This is a genomic window from Micromonospora tulbaghiae, assembly GCF_900091605.1.
GTDB lineage: Bacteria > Actinomycetota > Actinomycetes > Mycobacteriales > Micromonosporaceae > Micromonospora > Micromonospora tulbaghiae.
The window spans coordinates 105,658-122,705 of record NZ_FMCQ01000014.1; the positions used below are offsets into that span (position 1 = coordinate 105,658).

Consider the following 17,048-nt stretch of genomic DNA (forward strand, 5'->3'; position numbering starts at 1 on the left):
CGCAGAAAGCAGGTGCCCGTGTCCATGGCCGACAACAGCTCGTGGTGGCGCTCCGCGGTGATCTACCAGGTCTACCCGCGCAGCTTCGCCGACGGCGACGGGGACGGGATCGGCGACGTCGCCGGCATCCGGTCCCGCCTGGATCACCTCGCCGCGCTCGGCGTCGACGCGATCTGGTTCAGCCCCTGGTACCCGTCGCCGATGGCCGACGCCGGCTACGACGTGTCCGACTACCGCGACATCGACCCGGTCTTCGGCACGCTCGCCGAGGTGGAGGCGCTGATCGCCGAGGCGCACGCGCTCGGCATCCGCAGCATCGTCGACGTGGTGCCCAACCACTGCTCCGACGCGCACCCGTGGTTCCGGGCCGCGCTCGCCGGCGGGCCGGCCGCGCCCGAGCGGGAGCTGTTCTGGTTCCGCGCCGGGCGGGGACCGGGGGGTGACCTGCCGCCCACCGACTGGACCGGCGAGTTCGGCGGACCGACCTGGACCCGCACCACCGACCCGGACGGCACGCCCGGCGACTGGTACCTGCACCTGTTCGCCCCGCAGCAGCCCGACTTCAACTGGGACCACCCCCGGGTCCGCGCCGAGTTCGAGGACATCCTGCGCTTCTGGTTCGAGCGGGGCGTGGACGGCATCCGCATCGACTCGGCCGGTCTGCTGGTCAAGGACGGCACGCTGCCCGAGGTCCACCCCGACCGGCCGCACCCGTTCCGCGACCAGGACGGCGTGCACGACGTCTACCGCGCGTGGCGGCGCATCGCCGACTCGTACCCGGGCGGGCGCGCGCTGGTCGGCGAGGTGTGGCTGCCCGACCGGCAGCGGTTCGCGAACTACCTGCGCCCGGACGAGCTGCACACCGCGTTCAACTTCGACTTCCTCGGCTGCGCCTGGGACGCCACAGCGCTGCGGGAGAGCATCGACGGCACGCTCGCCGCCCACGCCCCGGTCGGCGCACCGGCCACCTGGGTGCTGTCCAACCACGACGTCACCCGCCACGTCACCCGGTACGGCCGCGCAGACACCCGGTTCAGCTTCGCCGCCAAGCGCGAGGGCATCCCCACCGACCTGGAACTGGGCACCCGCCGGGCCCGCGCCGCCGCGCTGCTGTCCCTCGCGCTGCCCGGCGCCGCCTACGTCTACCAGGGCGAGGAGCTGGGCCTCTGGGAGGTCGAGGACATCCCGTACGAGCTGCGGCAGGACCCGATGTGGGAGCGGTCCGGGCGGGTCGACCCGGGCCGCGACGGCTGCCGGGTGCCGCTGCCCTGGCAGGGCGACACCCCGCCGTTCGGGTTCAGCCCCGACGGCGCGAACGCCGCGCCGTGGCTGCCGCAACCGGCCGACTGGAAGGACCGCACGGTCCGCGCGCAGACCGGCGACCCGCACTCGATGCTGGAGCTGTACCGGGCCGCGCTGACGCTGCGCCGCGCCGAACCCGCGCTCGGCGACGGCACGCTCACCTGGCTGCCCGCACCGCACGGCGTGCTCGCGTTCGCCCGCGAACCCGGCTTCACCTGCCTGGTCAACCTCGGCGGCGCAGCCGTGCCACTGCCCGCGCACGACCGGCTGCTGCTCGCCAGCGGCCCACTCGACGACGACCGGCTGCCACCGGACACCGCGGTCTGGCTGCGTACCCGGTCGGCCTGACCGCGGCGCAGGCGGCCCGTCCCGGCCGCCGCCACGCCGCCACCTGGGGAGGAGGAAGGAGAGGCAACGCCGCACGGGGGGATCTGGCCACCGACGAAAGGGAGCACACCCCGCATGGCCGAGCACCGCACCGCGCACCGCCACCGCAGCACCGGCGTGGCCGCCCTCGCCGCCGCCGCGCTCGCCGCCTCGACACTCGTCGTCGTGGCGCTCACCACGACCGCCACCCCGGCGCACGCCGCCGGACTGTCCCCGTTCGACATCACCGGACGCGGCGCCACAGTGCCGTTCCGGGAGCAGGAGGCCGAACAGGCCGCACACACCGGCACGAGGATCGGCCCCGACCGGCGCTACGGCACGCTGCCGTCCGAGGCGTCCGGACGGGAGGCGGTCACGCTCGACGCCGTCGGCGAGTACGTCGAGTTCACGCTCACCGCCCCGGCGAACGCGGTCACGTTCCGGTACAGCCTGCCGGACAACGCCGCCGGCACCGGCCGCGACGCCACCATCGACCTGCGCGCCAACGGCACGCTGGTCAAGGCCGTGCCGGTCACCTCCCGGTACGGCTGGTACTACGGCGGCTATCCGTTCAACAACAACCCGGGCGACACCAACCCGCACCACTTCTACGACGAGACCCGCACCATGTTCGGCACCACCTACCCGGCCGGCACGAAGATCCGCCTCCAGGTCTCCTCGACCGCGCAATCGCCCACGTTCACCATCGACCTGGCCGACTTCGAGCTGGTCGGGGCGCAGATCACCAAGCCGTCCGGCGTGCTGGACGTGGTGACCGACTTCGGCGCCGACCCGACCGGCGCCACCGACTCGACGGCGAAGTTCCAGGCCGCCGTGGACGCGGGGAAGGCGCAGGGCCGGGCGGTGTGGATCCCGGCCGGCACGTTCACGCTCTGGGACCACGTGGTGGTCGACGGCGTGACGCTGCGCGGCGCCGGCCCCTGGTACTCGGTGCTCGGCGGCCGCCACCCCACCGACCGCAAACGGGCCGCCGGCATCTACGGCAAGTACGTGCCGGGCGGCGGCTACTCCGGCGAGATCCGCCCGCACGAGGCCGGCGGGCCCAGCCGCAACGTCACGCTGCGGGACTTCGCCGTCATCGGCGACATCCGGGAACGCGTCGACGAGGACCAGGTGAACGCCATCGGCGGCGCGATGACGAACTCGGTGGTGGACAACCTGTGGTTGCAGCACACCAAGGTCGGCGCCTGGATGGACGGTCCGATGGACAACTTCACCATCCGCAACAGCCGCATCCTCGACCAGACCGCCGACGGGGTGAACTTCCACTGGGGCGTCACCAACTCCACGGTGACGAACACGTTCGTCCGCAACACCGGCGACGACGCGCTGGCCATGTGGGCGCAGAGCGTGCCGAACGTGGGCAACTCCTTCACCCGCAACACCATCGGCGTGACGATCCTGGCCAACCACCTGGTCACCTACGGCGGCCGGGACATCACCATCGCCGACAACGTCACAGCCGACTCGGTCACCAACGGCGGCGGCATCCACGTGGCGAACCGCTATCCGGGCGTCACCGGGCCGACGGCCGTGTCCGGCACCATCACGGTGGCCCGCAACACGCTGATCCGCAACGGCAACTCCGACTACAACTGGCAGTTCGGCGTGGGCGCGATCTGGTTCTCCGCGCTCAACGAGCCGATCCAGGGCGCCGCGATCAACGTCACCGACACCGACATCCTGGACAGCTCGTACGCGGCGCTGCACTGGATCGAGGGGCAGACCAGCGGCATCTCGTTCGACAACGTGCGAATCGACGGCGCGGGTACGTACGCGCTCCAGGTGCAGGCACCCAGCCAGGTCCGGTTCACCAACGTCCGGGCCACCGGCATCGCCCAGTCCAACCCGATCCACAACTGCGTCGGCAGCGGCTTCCAGATCACCCAGGGCGCCGGCAACTCCGGCTGGTACACGCCCACCCCGTACTGCGGGCCGTGGCCGCAGCCGCAGTGGGGCAACGGCCCGTCCAGCCCGCCGCCCACCAGCCCGGCGCCGACCACGGCAGCGCCGACGACGGCCCCGCCGACCACCGCGTCGCCGACCACCGCGGCGCCGACCACGCCGCCGCCGGCCGGCGGGAACCTGGCCCTGGGCCGCCCGGCGACCGCCACCAGCTCCACCCAGACGTACGCCGCCGGCAACGCGGTCGACGGCAACGCCGCCAGCTACTGGGAGAGCGCCAACAACGCGTTCCCGCAGTCGCTCACCGTCGACCTCGGCGCGTCGCGCCCCGTCGACCGGGTGGTGCTCAAGCTCCCGCTCGGCTGGGAACGGCGTACCCAGACGCTTGCCGTGCTCGGCTCCACCGACGGCTCCTCGTACAGCACACTCGCCGCGTCGGCGGGCCGCGTCTTCGACCCGGCCGCCGGCAACACCATGTCGATCGCGCTGCCGTCCGGCGACCGGCGGTTCGTCCGGGTCACGGTCACCGGGAACACCGGCTGGCCGGCGGGCCAGCTCGCCGAGCTGGAGGTGTACGGCGGCGGCACGACCACGCCGCCGCCCACCACGACAGCGCCGCCCACCACCGCGCCGCCGAGCGGCAACCTCGCGGCGGGCCGTCCGGTCGCGGAGACCAGCCACGCCGACGTGTACGGCGCCGCCAACACCGTCGACGGCAACGCGAACACCTACTGGGAGAGCGCCAACAACGCCTTCCCCCAGTCGGTGACAGTCGACCTGGGCAGCGCCCGCCCGGTCGCCCGGGTGGTGCTGAAGCTGCCCCCGTCGGCGGCCTGGCAGACCCGTACCCAGACCGTCTCGGTGCTCGGCTCCACCGACGGCTCGTCGTTCTCGACCCTCAAGGCGGCGGCGGGCTACACGTTCGACCCGGCGGGCGGCAACAGCGTGTCGATCGCGCTGCCCGCCGGTGACCGCCGCTTCGTGCGGCTGACCTTCACCGGCAACACCGGCTGGCCGGCCGGTCAGCTGTCCGAGTTCGAGGTGTACGCCTCCTGACCCGGCGCGGCGGGGGCCACCGCCGGTCCCCGCCGCGTCACCGCACCCCCACCCCCGAACGCCTCTCCACCTCCCCCGGGAAGAAGGTGTCCGTCCACCATGTCCAGACTCCGTACCGGAATCGTCGCGGTGCTCGCCGCTGTCGGCCTGGTCGTCACCGCGGCCCCCGCCCCACCGGCACTCGCAGCCGGCGGCCCGAACCTCGCCGCGGGGCGCACCGCCACCGCCAGCAGCGTCAACGGCCCCTACGTCGCGGCCAACCTGACCGACGGCAACCAGGGCAGCTACTGGGAGAGCAGCGGCGCGCTGCCCCAGTGGGCCCAGGTCGACCTCGGCACCAGCCGCGCCGTCGACCAGGTCGTGCTCGAACTCCCGGCCGCCTGGGAGGCGCGCACCCAGACGCTGTCCGTGCAGGCAAGCGCCGACGGCAGCGGCTTCACCACAGTCGTCGCGTCCGCCGCCCGGACGTTCAGCCCGGCCGCCGCCAACACCGTGACGCTCGGCTTCACCGCCACGAACGCCCGCTACCTGCGGGTCGTGATCACCGCGAACACCGGCTGGACCGCCGCGCAGCTCGCCGAACTGGAGGTGTACGGCGCGGCCACCTCCTCGACCAACCTGGCGCTCGGCCGGACCATGACCGAGAGCGGCCACGCCGACGTGTACGGCGCGAGCAACGCCAACGACGGCAACGCGGCCACCTACTGGGAGAGCCCGAACAACGCGTTCCCGCAGTGGATCCAGGCCGACCTGGGCGCCGCCACCAGCGTCAACCGGCTGGTGCTGCGACTGCCGTCCGGCTGGGGCACCCGCACCCAGACGATCACCGTGCAGGGCAGCACGAACGGCTCCACGTTCGGCACGCTCGTCGGCTCCGCGTCGTACGCGTTCGACCCGGGCGGCGGCAACACGGTGACCGTCACCGTGCCCACCGCGTCCACCCGCTACCTGCGGCTGCTGTTCACCGCCAACAGCGCCTGGCCCGCCGGGCAGCTCGCCGAGCTGGAGATCTACGGCCCGGTCACCGGCGACACCCAGGCGCCGAGCGCGCCGGGCAACCTCGCGTTCACCGAGCCGGCCACCGACCAGGTGCGGCTGACCTGGACCGCGTCCACCGACAACGTGGGCGTCACCGGCTACGACGTGTACGCCAACGGCGTCCTGCGCACCACTGTCGGCGGCTCCACGCTGGCGTACACCGACACCCAGCCGGCCGGGACCACCGTCTCCTACCACGTGCGGGCCCGCGACGCGGCCGGGAACGTGTCGGCGAACAGCAACACGGTCACCCGGACCGGCAACACCGGCGACACGGTCGCTCCCACAGCGCCCGGCAACCTGGCCTACACCCAGCCGGCGAGCGGGCAGATCCGGCTGACCTGGACCGCGTCCACAGACAACGTCGGCGTCACCGGTTACGACGTGTACGCCAACGGCACGCTGCGCACCACAGTGAGCGGGTCCACGCTCACGTACACCGACAGCCAGCCGGACAGCGCCACCGTCTCGTACCACGTGCGGGCCCGCGACGCGGCCGGGAACGTGTCCGCGAACAGCAACACCGTCACCCGCACCGGCAGCACGTCCGGCGGCACCAACCTGGCGGCCGGCAAGCCCGCGGCCGCCTCCTCCATGGTGCACGTGTTCGCCGCCGCCAACGCCGTCGACAACGACGTCACCACCTACTGGGAGGGCGCGCCCGGCGCGTACCCGAGCACGCTCACCGTCGCGCTCGGCGCCAACGCCGCCATCAGCGCGGTGGTGGTGAAGCTCAACCCGGACCCGGCGTGGGGCGCGCGTACCCAGACGTTCCAGGTGCTCGGCCGGGAACAGTCCGCGTCCGGATTCACCAGCCTTGTCGGCTCCGCGACGTACTCCTTCAACCCGAACAGCGCCAACACGGTGACCGTCCCGGTCTCCGCGACCGCCGCCGACGTCCGGCTCCAGTTCACCGCGAACTCCGGCTCCTCCAACGGCCAGGTCGCCGAACTCCAGGTCATCGGCGTCCCGGCGCCGAACCCGGACCTCACCGTCACCGCCGTCACCGCGTCGCCGTCCGCGCCGGTGGAGACCGACGCGATCACGCTGTCCGCCACCGTGCGCAACGCCGGCACCGCGGCCTCCGCCGCCACCGCCGTCACCCTCTACCTGGGTACGACGAAGGTCGGCACCGCCGCCGTCGGCGCGCTCGCCGCGGGCGCGTCGAGCACCGTCTCGGCCAACATCGGGGTACGCGACGCCGGCAGCTACCCGCTCACCGCCAAGGTTGACGAGTCGAACGCGGTGATCGAGCAGAACGAGGCGAACAACTCCTACACCAGCCCGACCGCGCTGACCGTCAGCCCGGTCGCCAGCTCCGACCTGGTCGCCTCCGCCGTCACCTGGTCACCCGGCACGCCGAGCGCCGGCACAGCCGTCTCCTTCGCGGTGACGCTGCGCAACCAGGGCACCGCCGCGTCGGCGAGCGGCGCGCACGGCATCACGCTCACCGTGCGCGACCAGTCCGGCGCGGTGGTCCGCACGCTCACCGGCTCGTACAGCGGCACCATCGCGGCCGGGGCCACCGCCGGTCCGGTGTCGCTGGGTACCTGGACCGCCGCCAACGGCCGGTACACGGTGCGCGTGGTGCTCGCCGACGACGCGAACGAACTGCCGGTCAAGCGGCAGAACAACACCAGCGAGCGGGCGCTGTTCGTCGGCCGCGGGGCGAACCTGCCGTACGACGCCTACGAGGCCGAGGACGGCGCGACCGGCGGCGGCGCGCAGGTGATCGGCCCGAACCGCACCATCGGCGACCTCTCCGGGGAGGCGTCCGGCCGCCGGGCGGTCACGCTCAACACCACCGGCGCGTACGTCGAGTGGACCACCCGGTCGGCGGCCAACGCCCTGGTCGCCCGCTACTCCATCCCAGACGCACCGGGCGGCGGCGGGATCGACTCGACGATCAACGTCTACGTCAACGGTGTGCTGCACAAGCCGATGAGCCTCACCTCCAAGCACATCTGGCTCTACGGCGCCGAGGCCGGTCCGAGCGACTCGCCGAGCGCCGGCGCGCCCCGGCACCTGTACGACGAGGCGAACGTGCTGCTCGACACCACGGTCCCGGCGGGCAGCCGGATCCGGCTCCAGAAGGACCCGGCGAACAGCACCACGTACGCGATCGACTTCGTCGACACCGAACTGGTCTCGCCGCGCGCCAACCCCGACCCGGCCCGCTACAAGGTGCCGACCGGGTTCAGCCACGCCGACGTGCAGAACGCGCTGGACGCGGTACGGATGGACACCACCGGAACGCTGATCGGCGTCTACCTGCCCGCCGGCACGTACGAGACCGCGCAGAAGTTCCAGGTGTACGGCAAGACGGTGAAGGTCGTCGGCGCCGGCATGTGGTACACCCGGTTCCAGACTCCGCGCAACCAGCAGAACACCGACGCCGGCTTCCGGGTCGAGTCCTCGGCGAGCGGGTCGACCTTCGCCCACCTGGCGTTCTTCGGCAACTACACCAACCGGATCGACGGCCCCGGCAAGGTGTGGGGTGAGCTGAAGGACGTGGACGATCTGACGCTCGACAGCGTCTGGGTGGAGCACACCGTCTGCGCGTACTGGGGGGTGAGCGTGGACGGGCTGACCATCCGGGACAGCCGGTTCCGCAACACCTTCGCCGACGCGGTGAACATGACGAACGGCAGCACGAACAACCTGGTCACCAACTCGGAGGGCCGCTCCAACGGCGACGACGCGTTCGCCCTGTTCTCCGCCACCGACCAGGGCGGCTCCGGCGGCAACCACGGCAACGTGTTCGAGAACCTGACCGCGACGCTCACTTGGCGGGCGGCCGGGCTGGCGGTGTACGGCGGGTACGACAACGTGTTCCGCAACCTCTACATCGCCGACCAGCTCACGTACTCGGGCATCACGATCAGCTCGCTGGACTTCGGCTACCCGTTCGTCGGGTTCGGCGCCAGCCCGCCCACCCGGTTCGAGAACATCTCGCTGATCCGCTCCGGCGGGCACTTCTGGGGCGCGCAGACGTTCCCGGCGATGTGGTTGTTCTCGGCGTCGAAGGAGTTCCGCGGCATCCGGGTGAGCGACGTGGACATCGTCGATCCGACGTACTCGGGGATCATGTTCCAGACCAAGTACAACGGCAGCCAGCCGGAGAACCCGATCACCGACACGGTGCTGACGAACGTGTCGATCTCCGGTGCGCGGCGCAGCGGTGACGCGTTCGACGCGAAGTCCGGCTTCGGCATCTGGGTCAACGAGATGCCCGAGGCCGGTCAGGGGCCCGCGGTCGGCGCGGCCACGTTCACCAACCTCCGCCTGACCGACAACGCCCAGGACATCAAGAACACCACAACAACCTTCACCATCACCCGCAACTGACCCCCACCCTCGCCCCGCCCCACCCCTTCCACCCCCGCGATCTTGCAGTTTCGGCCCCTGCGACGCCGGATTGCTCCTGGTATGAGGGGCACCAAACTGCAAGATCGCGGGATTGGGGGGGCACCGCAAGTCCGAGATCGACGCGGCTCCGAGTCGCCGCGGTCAGTGGGGGAGGGCGGTCGAGAGGCGGCGGATCGCCTCGTCCATCTGTTCGGGTGGGGCGGCGGCGTAAGTCAGGCGCAGGTGCTGGGCGGGGGGTTCGGCGGCGTACCAGGGGCGGCCGGGGAAGACGGTCACGCCCGCCGCGGCTGCCGCCGCTGTCACCGCCATGTCGTCGGCGCCGTCGGGCAGCCGTACCCACAGGTGCAGGCCGCCGCGCGGGACCGCGCGCGGCGCCAGCTGCGGCAGGTGGCGGTCCAGCGCGGCGAGCAGCGCCTCCCGGCGGGCCCGCAGTTGCACGCGCAGCGTGCGGCGGTGCCGGTCCCAGGCCGGTGAGGTGAGGAACTCCACGGCGGCCTGTTGCAGCGGCCCGGCGACGAAGAGGTCGTCGAGCAGGCGGGCGGCGCGCAGCCGTGCCCCGGCCGGCCCGCGCGCGCCGATCGCGGCGATCCGCAGGCCGGGCGCTGTGGACTTGGTCAGCGAACGCAGGTGGACGACGTGCCCGTCCGGGTCGTCGGCGGCCAGCGGCGGCGGGGCCTCGCCGTCGATGGTGAGGTCGCGGGCGTAGTCGTCCTCGACCAGGAACGCCCCGGCCTCGCGCACCGCCTCGGCGACCTGGGCGCGTCGGGCGGGGGAGAGCGTCGCGCCGTGCGGATTGGCGTAGAGCGGCTGGCAGTAGAACAGGCGGGCGCCGGTACGGGCGAACGCGGCGGCGAGCTGGTCGGGGCGTACCCCGTCGGCGTCGGCGGGTACGGGCACCACCCGCAGCCCGGCGGCGCGCGCGGCGGCGAGTGCGCCCAGGTAGGTGGGGGACTCGACCAGCACCGCGTCGCCGGGCGTGGTGAGCGCCCGCAGCGTCGAGGAGAGCGCCGCCTGGCCGCCCGGGCAGATCACCATGTCCTCGGCGCGTAGTCCGCCGCCCGCCTCGCGGGCGAACCAGGCACGCAGGTCGAGGCGCCCCTCGACCGGGCCGCGCTGCCACGCGGCGGGCTGCCGGGCCGCGCGGGCGAGTGCTGCGCCGAGCGCGGCGGCCGGCTGGAGGTCTGGGTCCAGATAGCCTCCGGTCAGCGGGATCGCGCCCGACGGCGGTAACGCCAGCAGCGCCTGCATCTCCTCCTCACCGCCCCGCCGCGAGCCCAGCGCGACCGTCTGCCACGACAGGTCCGCCCGCGGCGGGTCGGCGCGCCTGGCGGCCACGTACGCGCCGCGACCCGGCCGCGTCTCCACCAGCCCGTCCGCGACGAGCCGCCGGGTCGCCTCGGCGACTGTCACGGGGGAGACGTGATGGTGCGCGGTCAGCTCCCGTACCGACGGCAGCCGCGTGCCGGGGGCGGCGTCAGCGGCCAGTGCACCCAGATGCCGGACCAGACGGTCGATAGCGCTACCATCGTTCATGACGGCAGAGAGTAGCGCTACTGCGCGCACGACGGTAACGGTGAGACCGGGCGCCGGGATCGCCCTCGGCGCGCTGGGTGTGCTGGCCTTCAGCATGTCGCTGCCGGCCACCCGCGTCGCGGTGCACACACTCGACCCGTGGTTCGTCGCGTTCGGACGGGCGGTCGGCGCGGCGCTGCTCGCGTGGGGCTACCTGCGGCTGACCGGCGCGCCGCGCCCCACCCGGGACCAGTGGCGACGGCTGTCGATCGTCGCACTCGGCGTCGTGGTCGGCTTCCCGCTGTTCACCTCGCTGGCGCTCACCACGCAGACGTCGGCGCACGGCGCGGTGGTCGTCACGGTGCTGCCCGCCATGACCGCCGTGTTCGCGGTGCTGCGGGCCGGCGAACGGCCGCCGCCGCTGTTCTGGATCGCCGGCGCCGCCGGTCTGGCGCTGGTGCTCGCCTTCCTCGCCGCCGGCGGCTCGATGCGCGGCGCGCTGTCCGCGGCCGACGTGTTCCTGCTCGCCGCCGTGGTGCTCTGCGGCCTCGGGTACGCCGAGGGCGGCAGGCTGGCCCGCGAACTCGGCGGCGCCCGCACGATCTGCTGGGCGTTGCTGCTGTCGCTCCCGGTCACCGTGCCGATCACGGCGGTGGCCGCTCTCGTCCACCCTCCGCAGGGCGGCGTGGCGACCTGGGCCGGGTTCGGCTACCTCACAGTGGTGTCGATGTTCCTCGGCTTCTTCGCCTGGTACGCCGGGCTGGCCCGGGGCGGCATCGCCAAGGTCGGCCAGATCCAGCTCGTCCAGCCGGTGCTCACGTTGATCTGGTCGGCAGCGCTGCTCGGTGAGGCGGTCACGCCCGGCGCGCTGGTGGTGGCGGGTGCGGTGCTCGCCTGCGTCGTGCTCATCCAGCGCACCCGGGGCGGCGCGACGCCGGCGCGCGCCCCGGGCGGGCCGTCCTCAGCGGGCCGGCCCAGCCCGGGCGGGCCGTCCTCAGCAGGCCGCGACGGTGCCGGTCACGCCGGAGATGTACGCGTGGCTGACGAAGTGTCCTGACGCGAGCCGGTTCCACTGGGTGGTGGTCCGGTACGGGCCGCTCACCGACTGGCCGACGACCGAGCACTCGATCGGCACGTTGGCGTAGGTGGCGGCCAGGCCGACGACCGGGTTGCTTGTGCCGGGGCCGGATCGGATGTTGAGCGGGCCGCTGCCGATCCGGCCCCGGGCGCCGGTGCCGGTCCAGAGGTAGGCGACGTCTACCCAGGCGTTGTCGGTCAGCAGCAGACCGTCCCAGAACGTGCCGTCGGCGAGGTCGATGCCGGCCGGGCTGCCCACCGTGCGCCCGAACTGGTCCCGGCCGCCGTTGTAGCCGCTCTGGTACGCGGCCTGCGCCTCGGGGCGGCCCTGCGGCAGGTCCTTCCACATCTCCCGGGTGCTGCTGGGGTTCCAGTAGTCGTCCCTGGTGTTCCACGGTCCGATGTCCCAGACCGGGGCGTACTCGCAGCGGCTCCGGGTGGTGGTGCAGACCCGCACGGTGTAGTCGCCGGTGTTCTTCGGCGCGAGGCCGCGGGCCGACGGCAGCGCGACGAAGTGGTCCCGCGAGACGATCACGTGCCCGTTGGCGGTGGTGCCGCCGACCAGGCCCTCCCGGGTGGCGTACACCCGGTAGGTGAGGCCCGGGGTGGCGGCCGTGACGGCGGCGACCGAGTCGGCGACGAGCCGGACGGTGCGCACGGTGGGCGCGGCGGACGGCCGTTCGGCGGTGAGGGCCACCCGGATCTGCACCCGGGTGACGGGCTGGTCGAACACGGCCTCGCCGGACACGGACCGCCACTCGGTCCACGCGCCCGACCGCCAACCGCGCGCCGCCACCTCGACGGCGCCGCCCCGGCCGGTTGTCGCGGCGATGTCGGCCCGGACCCGGTTGGCCGGTGCGGCGAGCGGGTGGGGTGCGGTGACGAGCATGCCCTCGGCCGCCTGCCGGCGCTGCGCGGCCGGTCGGCTCGCCGCGTCGGCGAGGCCCAGTCCGGCGCCGGACCAGCGGACGTTGACGTCGTCGGAGTCGACGACAGTCAGGGCGGCGCTCCACGTGTTGCCGGTCGCAGCCGGTTCCGCCAGGGGTGCGGCGGACGCCGGCGAGACGGCCAGGACGGCGGCGATCGCGCCGGCGACCGCCGCCAGCGGGCGGCTCGTGCGGGGACGGGGCATGGCGCTCCTCGTGAGGACGTGAAGTGATGAACTTCGATGTCAGGGTGACGTGCAGGCAACCATCGATCACGCGCCCCGTCAAGACGCCGCCCCGCGCGCCCGGACGCCCCGAACAGTGCAAAAAACCTGCAAACGCCAGCTCTTGCCTTCCTGGAAAGCGCTTTCATACGATTGCGTTACATCGATGTTTCATGTGCGATCCGGGCATCGCAGATGAACGACATTCGCCGGCGACGCGCCTGATCGCGTCGCGGCTCCTCATTATTCCCATTCGGTGACTGCCGCTGCTCGGCGGCAATTCCCGCATGCTCGAAAAAGAAATGAGTCGACATGAGAAGACCAGTCGCGCTGCGACTCCACGCGGCACTGGCCACGGCGGTCGTGGGAATCGCCGTCGCCGTGGTGCTGCCGTCCCCGCAGGCGTCGGCGGCGGCCGGCAGCGCCACCGGCTACGCCACCCAGAACGGCGGCACCACCGGCGGCGCGGGCGGGCAGACCGTACGCGCCACCACCGGCACCGCCATCCACGCCGCGCTGTGCGGCCGGGCCAGCAGCAGCACCCCGATCATCATCGAGGTGACCGGGACCATCAACCACGGCAACACCAGCAAGGTCTCCGGATCGAGCTGCAACACCGCGGACGGCGTGATCGAGCTGAAGCAGATCAGCAACGTCACCATCATCGGCGTGGGCAGCGGCGCCGTCTTCGACCAGCTCGGCATCCACATCCGCGACTCCCGCAACATCATCATCCGCAACGTGACGGTGCGGAACGTCAAGAAGTCCGGCTCGCCCACCTCCAACGGCGGCGACGCGATCGGCATGGAGAGCAGCGTCCGCAACGTGTGGGTCGACCACGTGACGCTGGAGGCGTCCGGCGGGGAGTCCGAGGGCTACGACGGCCTGTTCGACATGAAGGACGACACCCAGTACGTGACGCTGTCGTACAGCATCCTGCGCAACTCCGGCCGCGGCGGCCTCATCGGGTCCAGCGAGAGCGACCGCGGCAACGGCTACATCACGTTCGAGCACAACCTGTACGAGAACATCGACTCCCGTACGCCGCTGCTGCGCGGCGGCATCGCCCACATGTTCAACAACCACTACAACGGGCTGCACGAGTCGGGCATCAACTCCCGGGCCGGCGCGCGGGCCAAGGTGGACAACAACTACTTCCGCAACTCCAAGGACGTGCTCGGCACGTTCTACACCAGCGAGCGCGGCACCTGGCAGGTCAGCGGCAACATCTTCGACAACGTGACCTGGTCCTCGCCTGGGAGCGACAACTACCCGGCGGGTCCGAACGTGACGTCCACGACCACCGTGAGCGTCCCGTACTCCTACCGGCTCGACGCGGCGAGCTGCGTGCCGGACATCGTGCGGCAGACGGCGGGCGCCAACACCGGCCTGCGGGTGTCCGACGGCAACTGCACGCCGCAGTCTCCGGCGCCGACCACGCCGGGGCCGACCACGCCCGCGCCCACCACGCCGCCGCCCGGGACGACCACGCCGCCGCCGTCCGGCGGGACCAACCTGAGCCTCGTCTCCGGCGCCGGCGCCGACGGGTCCAGCAAGGCCGACGGCACCAGCTACGGCAACGTGCGCGACGGCAACCTGAGCACGTACTGGTCGCCGTCCGGGTCGACCGGCACCGTCTCGATCAAGTGGGGCTCGGCCATCACTGTGTCCCGCGTGGTCATCCGCGAGCCGTCGGGCACCTCGGGTTCGATCGGGTCGTGGCAGCTCGTCAACAACGACACCGGCGCGGTGCTCGCCTCCGGCAGCGGGGCCGGCCAGATCACGTTCGCCGCGACCTCGCTGAAGAAGATCAACTTCAAGATCAACAGCTCCGGCGGTACGCCGAGAGTCGGCGAGTTCGAGACGTACGCCAGTTAGCAGTCACACACGAGCGGGGGCGGCCGATCCGGCCGCCCCCGCCCTCGTGCGTGTCCCCGGTCAGAGGGTGAGCACGACCGTGGAGATGCTCCGCGCGCCGACGTTCACCGTCACCTGGTTGCCGTTCACGCCCACCGGCTGGCTCGCCGCGCTGGCGTTCTGCGACGTGGCCACGTACTCCGCCCGGCTGACGTTCTGCGGCGCCTGGATGATCGCGTTGTTCACCGCGCTGGTGGACCGGTTGAGGATCACCAGCGTGACCTTCCCGTCGCCGGAATAGGCGGTCACCTCCAGCGGCGAGGCCTTCGAGCTCTTGGCCAGGGCGACCCGCTGATAGCCGGGACGCACGTACTTCGCGTACTGCGAGAACGCGTACCCGCGCTTGAGCGGCGCACCCGCCACGGTGCCGTACGCGGACTCCCCGTCACCGATGAACGAGTAGTAGCGCTTGCCGTACCACCACACGTACGCGCTCCAGTTCGACTCCATCGACTTGTGCACGGTTCGCATGATGTCGTCGAGCGTCTCGTTCCAGGCCGCGGCGTTGGCCGGGTTGCCCCAGATGTTCGAGCCGCCGCCATCGGCCTCGTGCAGGTTCCACTCGGTCATCCACACCGGCTTGTTGTACTGCTGCGCCAGCGTGTACGGCTTCAGCCGGCCGGACGCCTCGGTGCCGTAGAGGTGACCGCCGATGTAGCCGATGTTGTTGCGGGCCGCCGCGTCGTTGAGCGTCGGGTCGGTGTAGCCGTAGTTCAGGTTCACCGCCTCGGCGACCATCAACTTCGTGTTCTGCACCTTGGCGCCCTGCTCCCGCACGAAGGTCTGCAGCTCGGTGCCGCTCCAGTCCATCGAGTCGTAGTCCGGGTGCCAGTCCGGCTCGTTCTGCACGGACGTGACGTCGATGGTCACGCCCTGGCTGCGCATGTACTGGACGTAGCTGTTGAGGTGGCCGGCGTAGTCGTCGTAGTAGTCGGTGCGCAGCTTGCCGCCGTTGATCCGGCTGTTGTTGGTCTTCCAGGCCGCCGGGGCGGTCCACGGCGACGCCATGATCTTCACGTTCGACCCGTACGACTTGGCCGTCCGCAGCGCGCTGACCTGGGTTCCCCACTCGCCGGACACCGGCGAGATGCCGGTACGCACGATGGACAGGCCGAGCTGGTTGGGGCCGAGCCCGACGAGCGTCTGCGTCTCCGCCGTCGACCAGGCGCCGCCCCAGATGGACACGGCGGCGCCGAACCCGTCGATCGTCTGGTAGCGGCTGGCGGTGTTGACGGTGATGTCCGCCGCCCCGGTGGGCGGCGGGCTGCTCGGTGAGGTGGTCGGCGAACTCGTCGGCGACGTGGACGGCGAGGTGGACGGCGACATCGTCGGCGTCGTGCCGCCGGTGCAGGTCACCCCGTTGAGCGCGAAGCTCGTCGGCGCGGGGTTGCTGCTGGTCCATGCCCCGTTGAAGCCGAACGACGTGCTGCCGTTCGTGGGGATGGACCCGTTGTAGTCGACGTTGCGAGCGGTGACCGCCGCTCCGCTCTGCGTCACGGTGGCGTTCCACGCCTGGGTGACCGTCTGACCGGCGGCGTAGGACCAGGTGAGCGTCCAGCCGTTGACCGGGTCACCGAGGTTGGTGACTGTGACGTTCGCGCCGAAGCCGCCCTGCCACTGCGACGACACGGCGTAGGTGACCGCGCAGCTGGCGGCCGCCGCCCCGGCCGGCAGCGCAGCAGCCATCGCTGTCGACGCCAGCAGGACGGCCCCGGCCGACAACACCGCGGTACGGGTCGTCTGGTGCCTTCTCATCGGACCTCTCTCTCCTCGATCGGCCAGCTCAGCGCTGGAGCGTGAGCAGTCCGGGTCGGTAGGGCAGGAGGCCGTAGTCGCCGCCGGAGTTGGGGGAGCGGCCCTGGTAGAGCAGTTGGAGGTTGCAGGGGTCGACGGTGAAGGTCTGGTCGGCGGTGGTGCGGATCAGTTCGCCGTGGCTGATGTCGTTGGTCCAGGTCGCGCCGCTGTTGGCCTTGCCGGCGAACGGGTTGGACTCGGTGGCGGCCTGGGGGGTCCAGGAGCCGTTCAGGCTGGTGGCGGTGAAGGACCGGAAGTAGCGGCCCTGTGAGCCGATGGCCTCGACGATCATCAGGTAGCGGGTCTGGCCCTGCAGCTTGTAGACCTGCACGGCTTCGAACAGGTTGTTCGTCGAGTCCGACATGATGGTGGTGTAGTTCGACCCGAAGCTGCCGGGGAAGTTCCCGATCGGCATGCTGGAGCGGTAGATCTTGCCGTTGTCACCGGCGAAGAACAGGTACATGTTCTGGTCGTCGGCGATCAGCGTCTGGTCGATCGGGCCGGTGCCGGAACCGGAGATGCTGCCGGTGAACAGCGGCTG

The 17,048-nt window shown here is 71.9% G+C and carries 9 protein-coding genes; 5 read left to right on the forward strand and 4 right to left on the reverse strand.

Annotated features, from left to right (window positions below; genetic code table 11):
- Window positions 1–24 precede the first annotated feature (24 nt).
- From GA0070562_RS29655 to GA0070562_RS29665, 3 genes are all read left to right on the forward strand, one after another.
- On the forward strand, window positions 25–1,650 hold the full coding sequence (locus GA0070562_RS29655) for a glycoside hydrolase family 13 protein (RefSeq protein WP_091428167.1): 1,626 nt from the start codon (window positions 25–27) through the stop codon (window positions 1,648–1,650).
- A 114-nt stretch (window positions 1,651–1,764) separates the two neighbouring features.
- A complete protein-coding gene (locus tag GA0070562_RS29660; RefSeq protein ID WP_091428171.1) occupies window positions 1,765–4,650 on the forward strand; it encodes a discoidin domain-containing protein in 2,886 nt (961 codons plus the stop codon).
- Between the two features lie 99 nt (window positions 4,651–4,749).
- On the forward strand, window positions 4,750–9,036 hold the full coding sequence (locus tag GA0070562_RS29665; RefSeq protein WP_091428173.1) for a discoidin domain-containing protein: 4,287 nt from the start codon (window positions 4,750–4,752) through the stop codon (window positions 9,034–9,036).
- A gap of 162 nt (window positions 9,037–9,198) precedes the next feature.
- On the opposite strand, the gene GA0070562_RS29670 is transcribed toward GA0070562_RS29665, so the two are convergent.
- A complete protein-coding gene (locus GA0070562_RS29670; RefSeq protein WP_091428175.1) occupies window positions 9,199–10,590 on the reverse strand; it encodes an aminotransferase-like domain-containing protein in 1,392 nt (463 codons plus the stop codon).
- 40 nt (window positions 10,591–10,630) lie between these two features.
- Here GA0070562_RS29670 and GA0070562_RS29675 point away from each other — a divergent pair, with 40 nt between their 5' ends.
- Window positions 10,631–11,626 carry a DMT family transporter gene (locus GA0070562_RS29675; RefSeq protein WP_091428177.1) on the forward strand — a complete coding sequence of 332 codons (996 nt, stop codon included), beginning with the start codon at window positions 10,631–10,633 and terminating at the stop codon, window positions 11,624–11,626.
- On the opposite strand, the gene GA0070562_RS29680 is transcribed toward GA0070562_RS29675, so the two are convergent.
- Window positions 11,564–12,778 (reverse strand): hypothetical protein, encoded by a 1,215-nt coding sequence (locus GA0070562_RS29680; protein WP_091428179.1) that lies wholly within the window; start codon window positions 12,776–12,778, stop codon window positions 11,564–11,566. The two genes, GA0070562_RS29675 and GA0070562_RS29680, sit on opposite strands and share 63 nt — an antisense overlap.
- Window positions 12,779–13,108: 330 nt before the next feature.
- Between GA0070562_RS29680 and GA0070562_RS29685 the strand changes: the two genes are divergently transcribed.
- Complete coding sequence (locus GA0070562_RS29685) at window positions 13,109–14,674, forward strand: pectate lyase family protein (protein WP_091428181.1); 1,566 nt, start codon at window positions 13,109–13,111, stop codon at window positions 14,672–14,674.
- A 60-nt stretch (window positions 14,675–14,734) separates the two neighbouring features.
- Here the strand turns inward: GA0070562_RS29685 and GA0070562_RS29690 are convergent, their stop codons facing one another.
- Window positions 14,735–16,468, reverse strand: coding sequence for a cellulose binding domain-containing protein (locus tag GA0070562_RS29690; protein ID WP_091428183.1), 1,734 nt, complete (start codon window positions 16,466–16,468; stop codon window positions 14,735–14,737).
- A gap of 28 nt (window positions 16,469–16,496) precedes the next feature.
- On the reverse strand, window positions 16,497–17,048 hold a 552-nt coding region (locus GA0070562_RS29695; RefSeq protein ID WP_276526486.1), incomplete at its 5' end, for a non-reducing end alpha-L-arabinofuranosidase family hydrolase.

Bases quoted from the DNA above. Each gene is read 5' to 3' on its own strand.
- GA0070562_RS29670 (WP_091428175.1), bottom strand. From the start codon at position 10,590: ATGAACGATGGTAGCGCTATCGACCGTCTGGTCCGGCATCTGGGTGCA.
- GA0070562_RS29690 (WP_091428183.1), bottom strand. From the start codon at position 16,468: ATGAGAAGGCACCAGACGACCCGTACCGCGGTGTTGTCGGCCGGGGCC.
- GA0070562_RS29680 (WP_091428179.1), bottom strand. From the start codon at position 12,778: ATGCCCCGTCCCCGCACGAGCCGCCCGCTGGCGGCGGTCGCCGGCGCG.
- GA0070562_RS29655 (WP_091428167.1), top strand. From the start codon at position 25: ATGGCCGACAACAGCTCGTGGTGGCGCTCCGCGGTGATCTACCAGGTC.
- GA0070562_RS29660 (WP_091428171.1), top strand. From the start codon at position 1,765: ATGGCCGAGCACCGCACCGCGCACCGCCACCGCAGCACCGGCGTGGCC.
- GA0070562_RS29665 (WP_091428173.1), top strand. From the start codon at position 4,750: ATGTCCAGACTCCGTACCGGAATCGTCGCGGTGCTCGCCGCTGTCGGC.
- GA0070562_RS29685 (WP_091428181.1), top strand. From the start codon at position 13,109: ATGAGAAGACCAGTCGCGCTGCGACTCCACGCGGCACTGGCCACGGCG.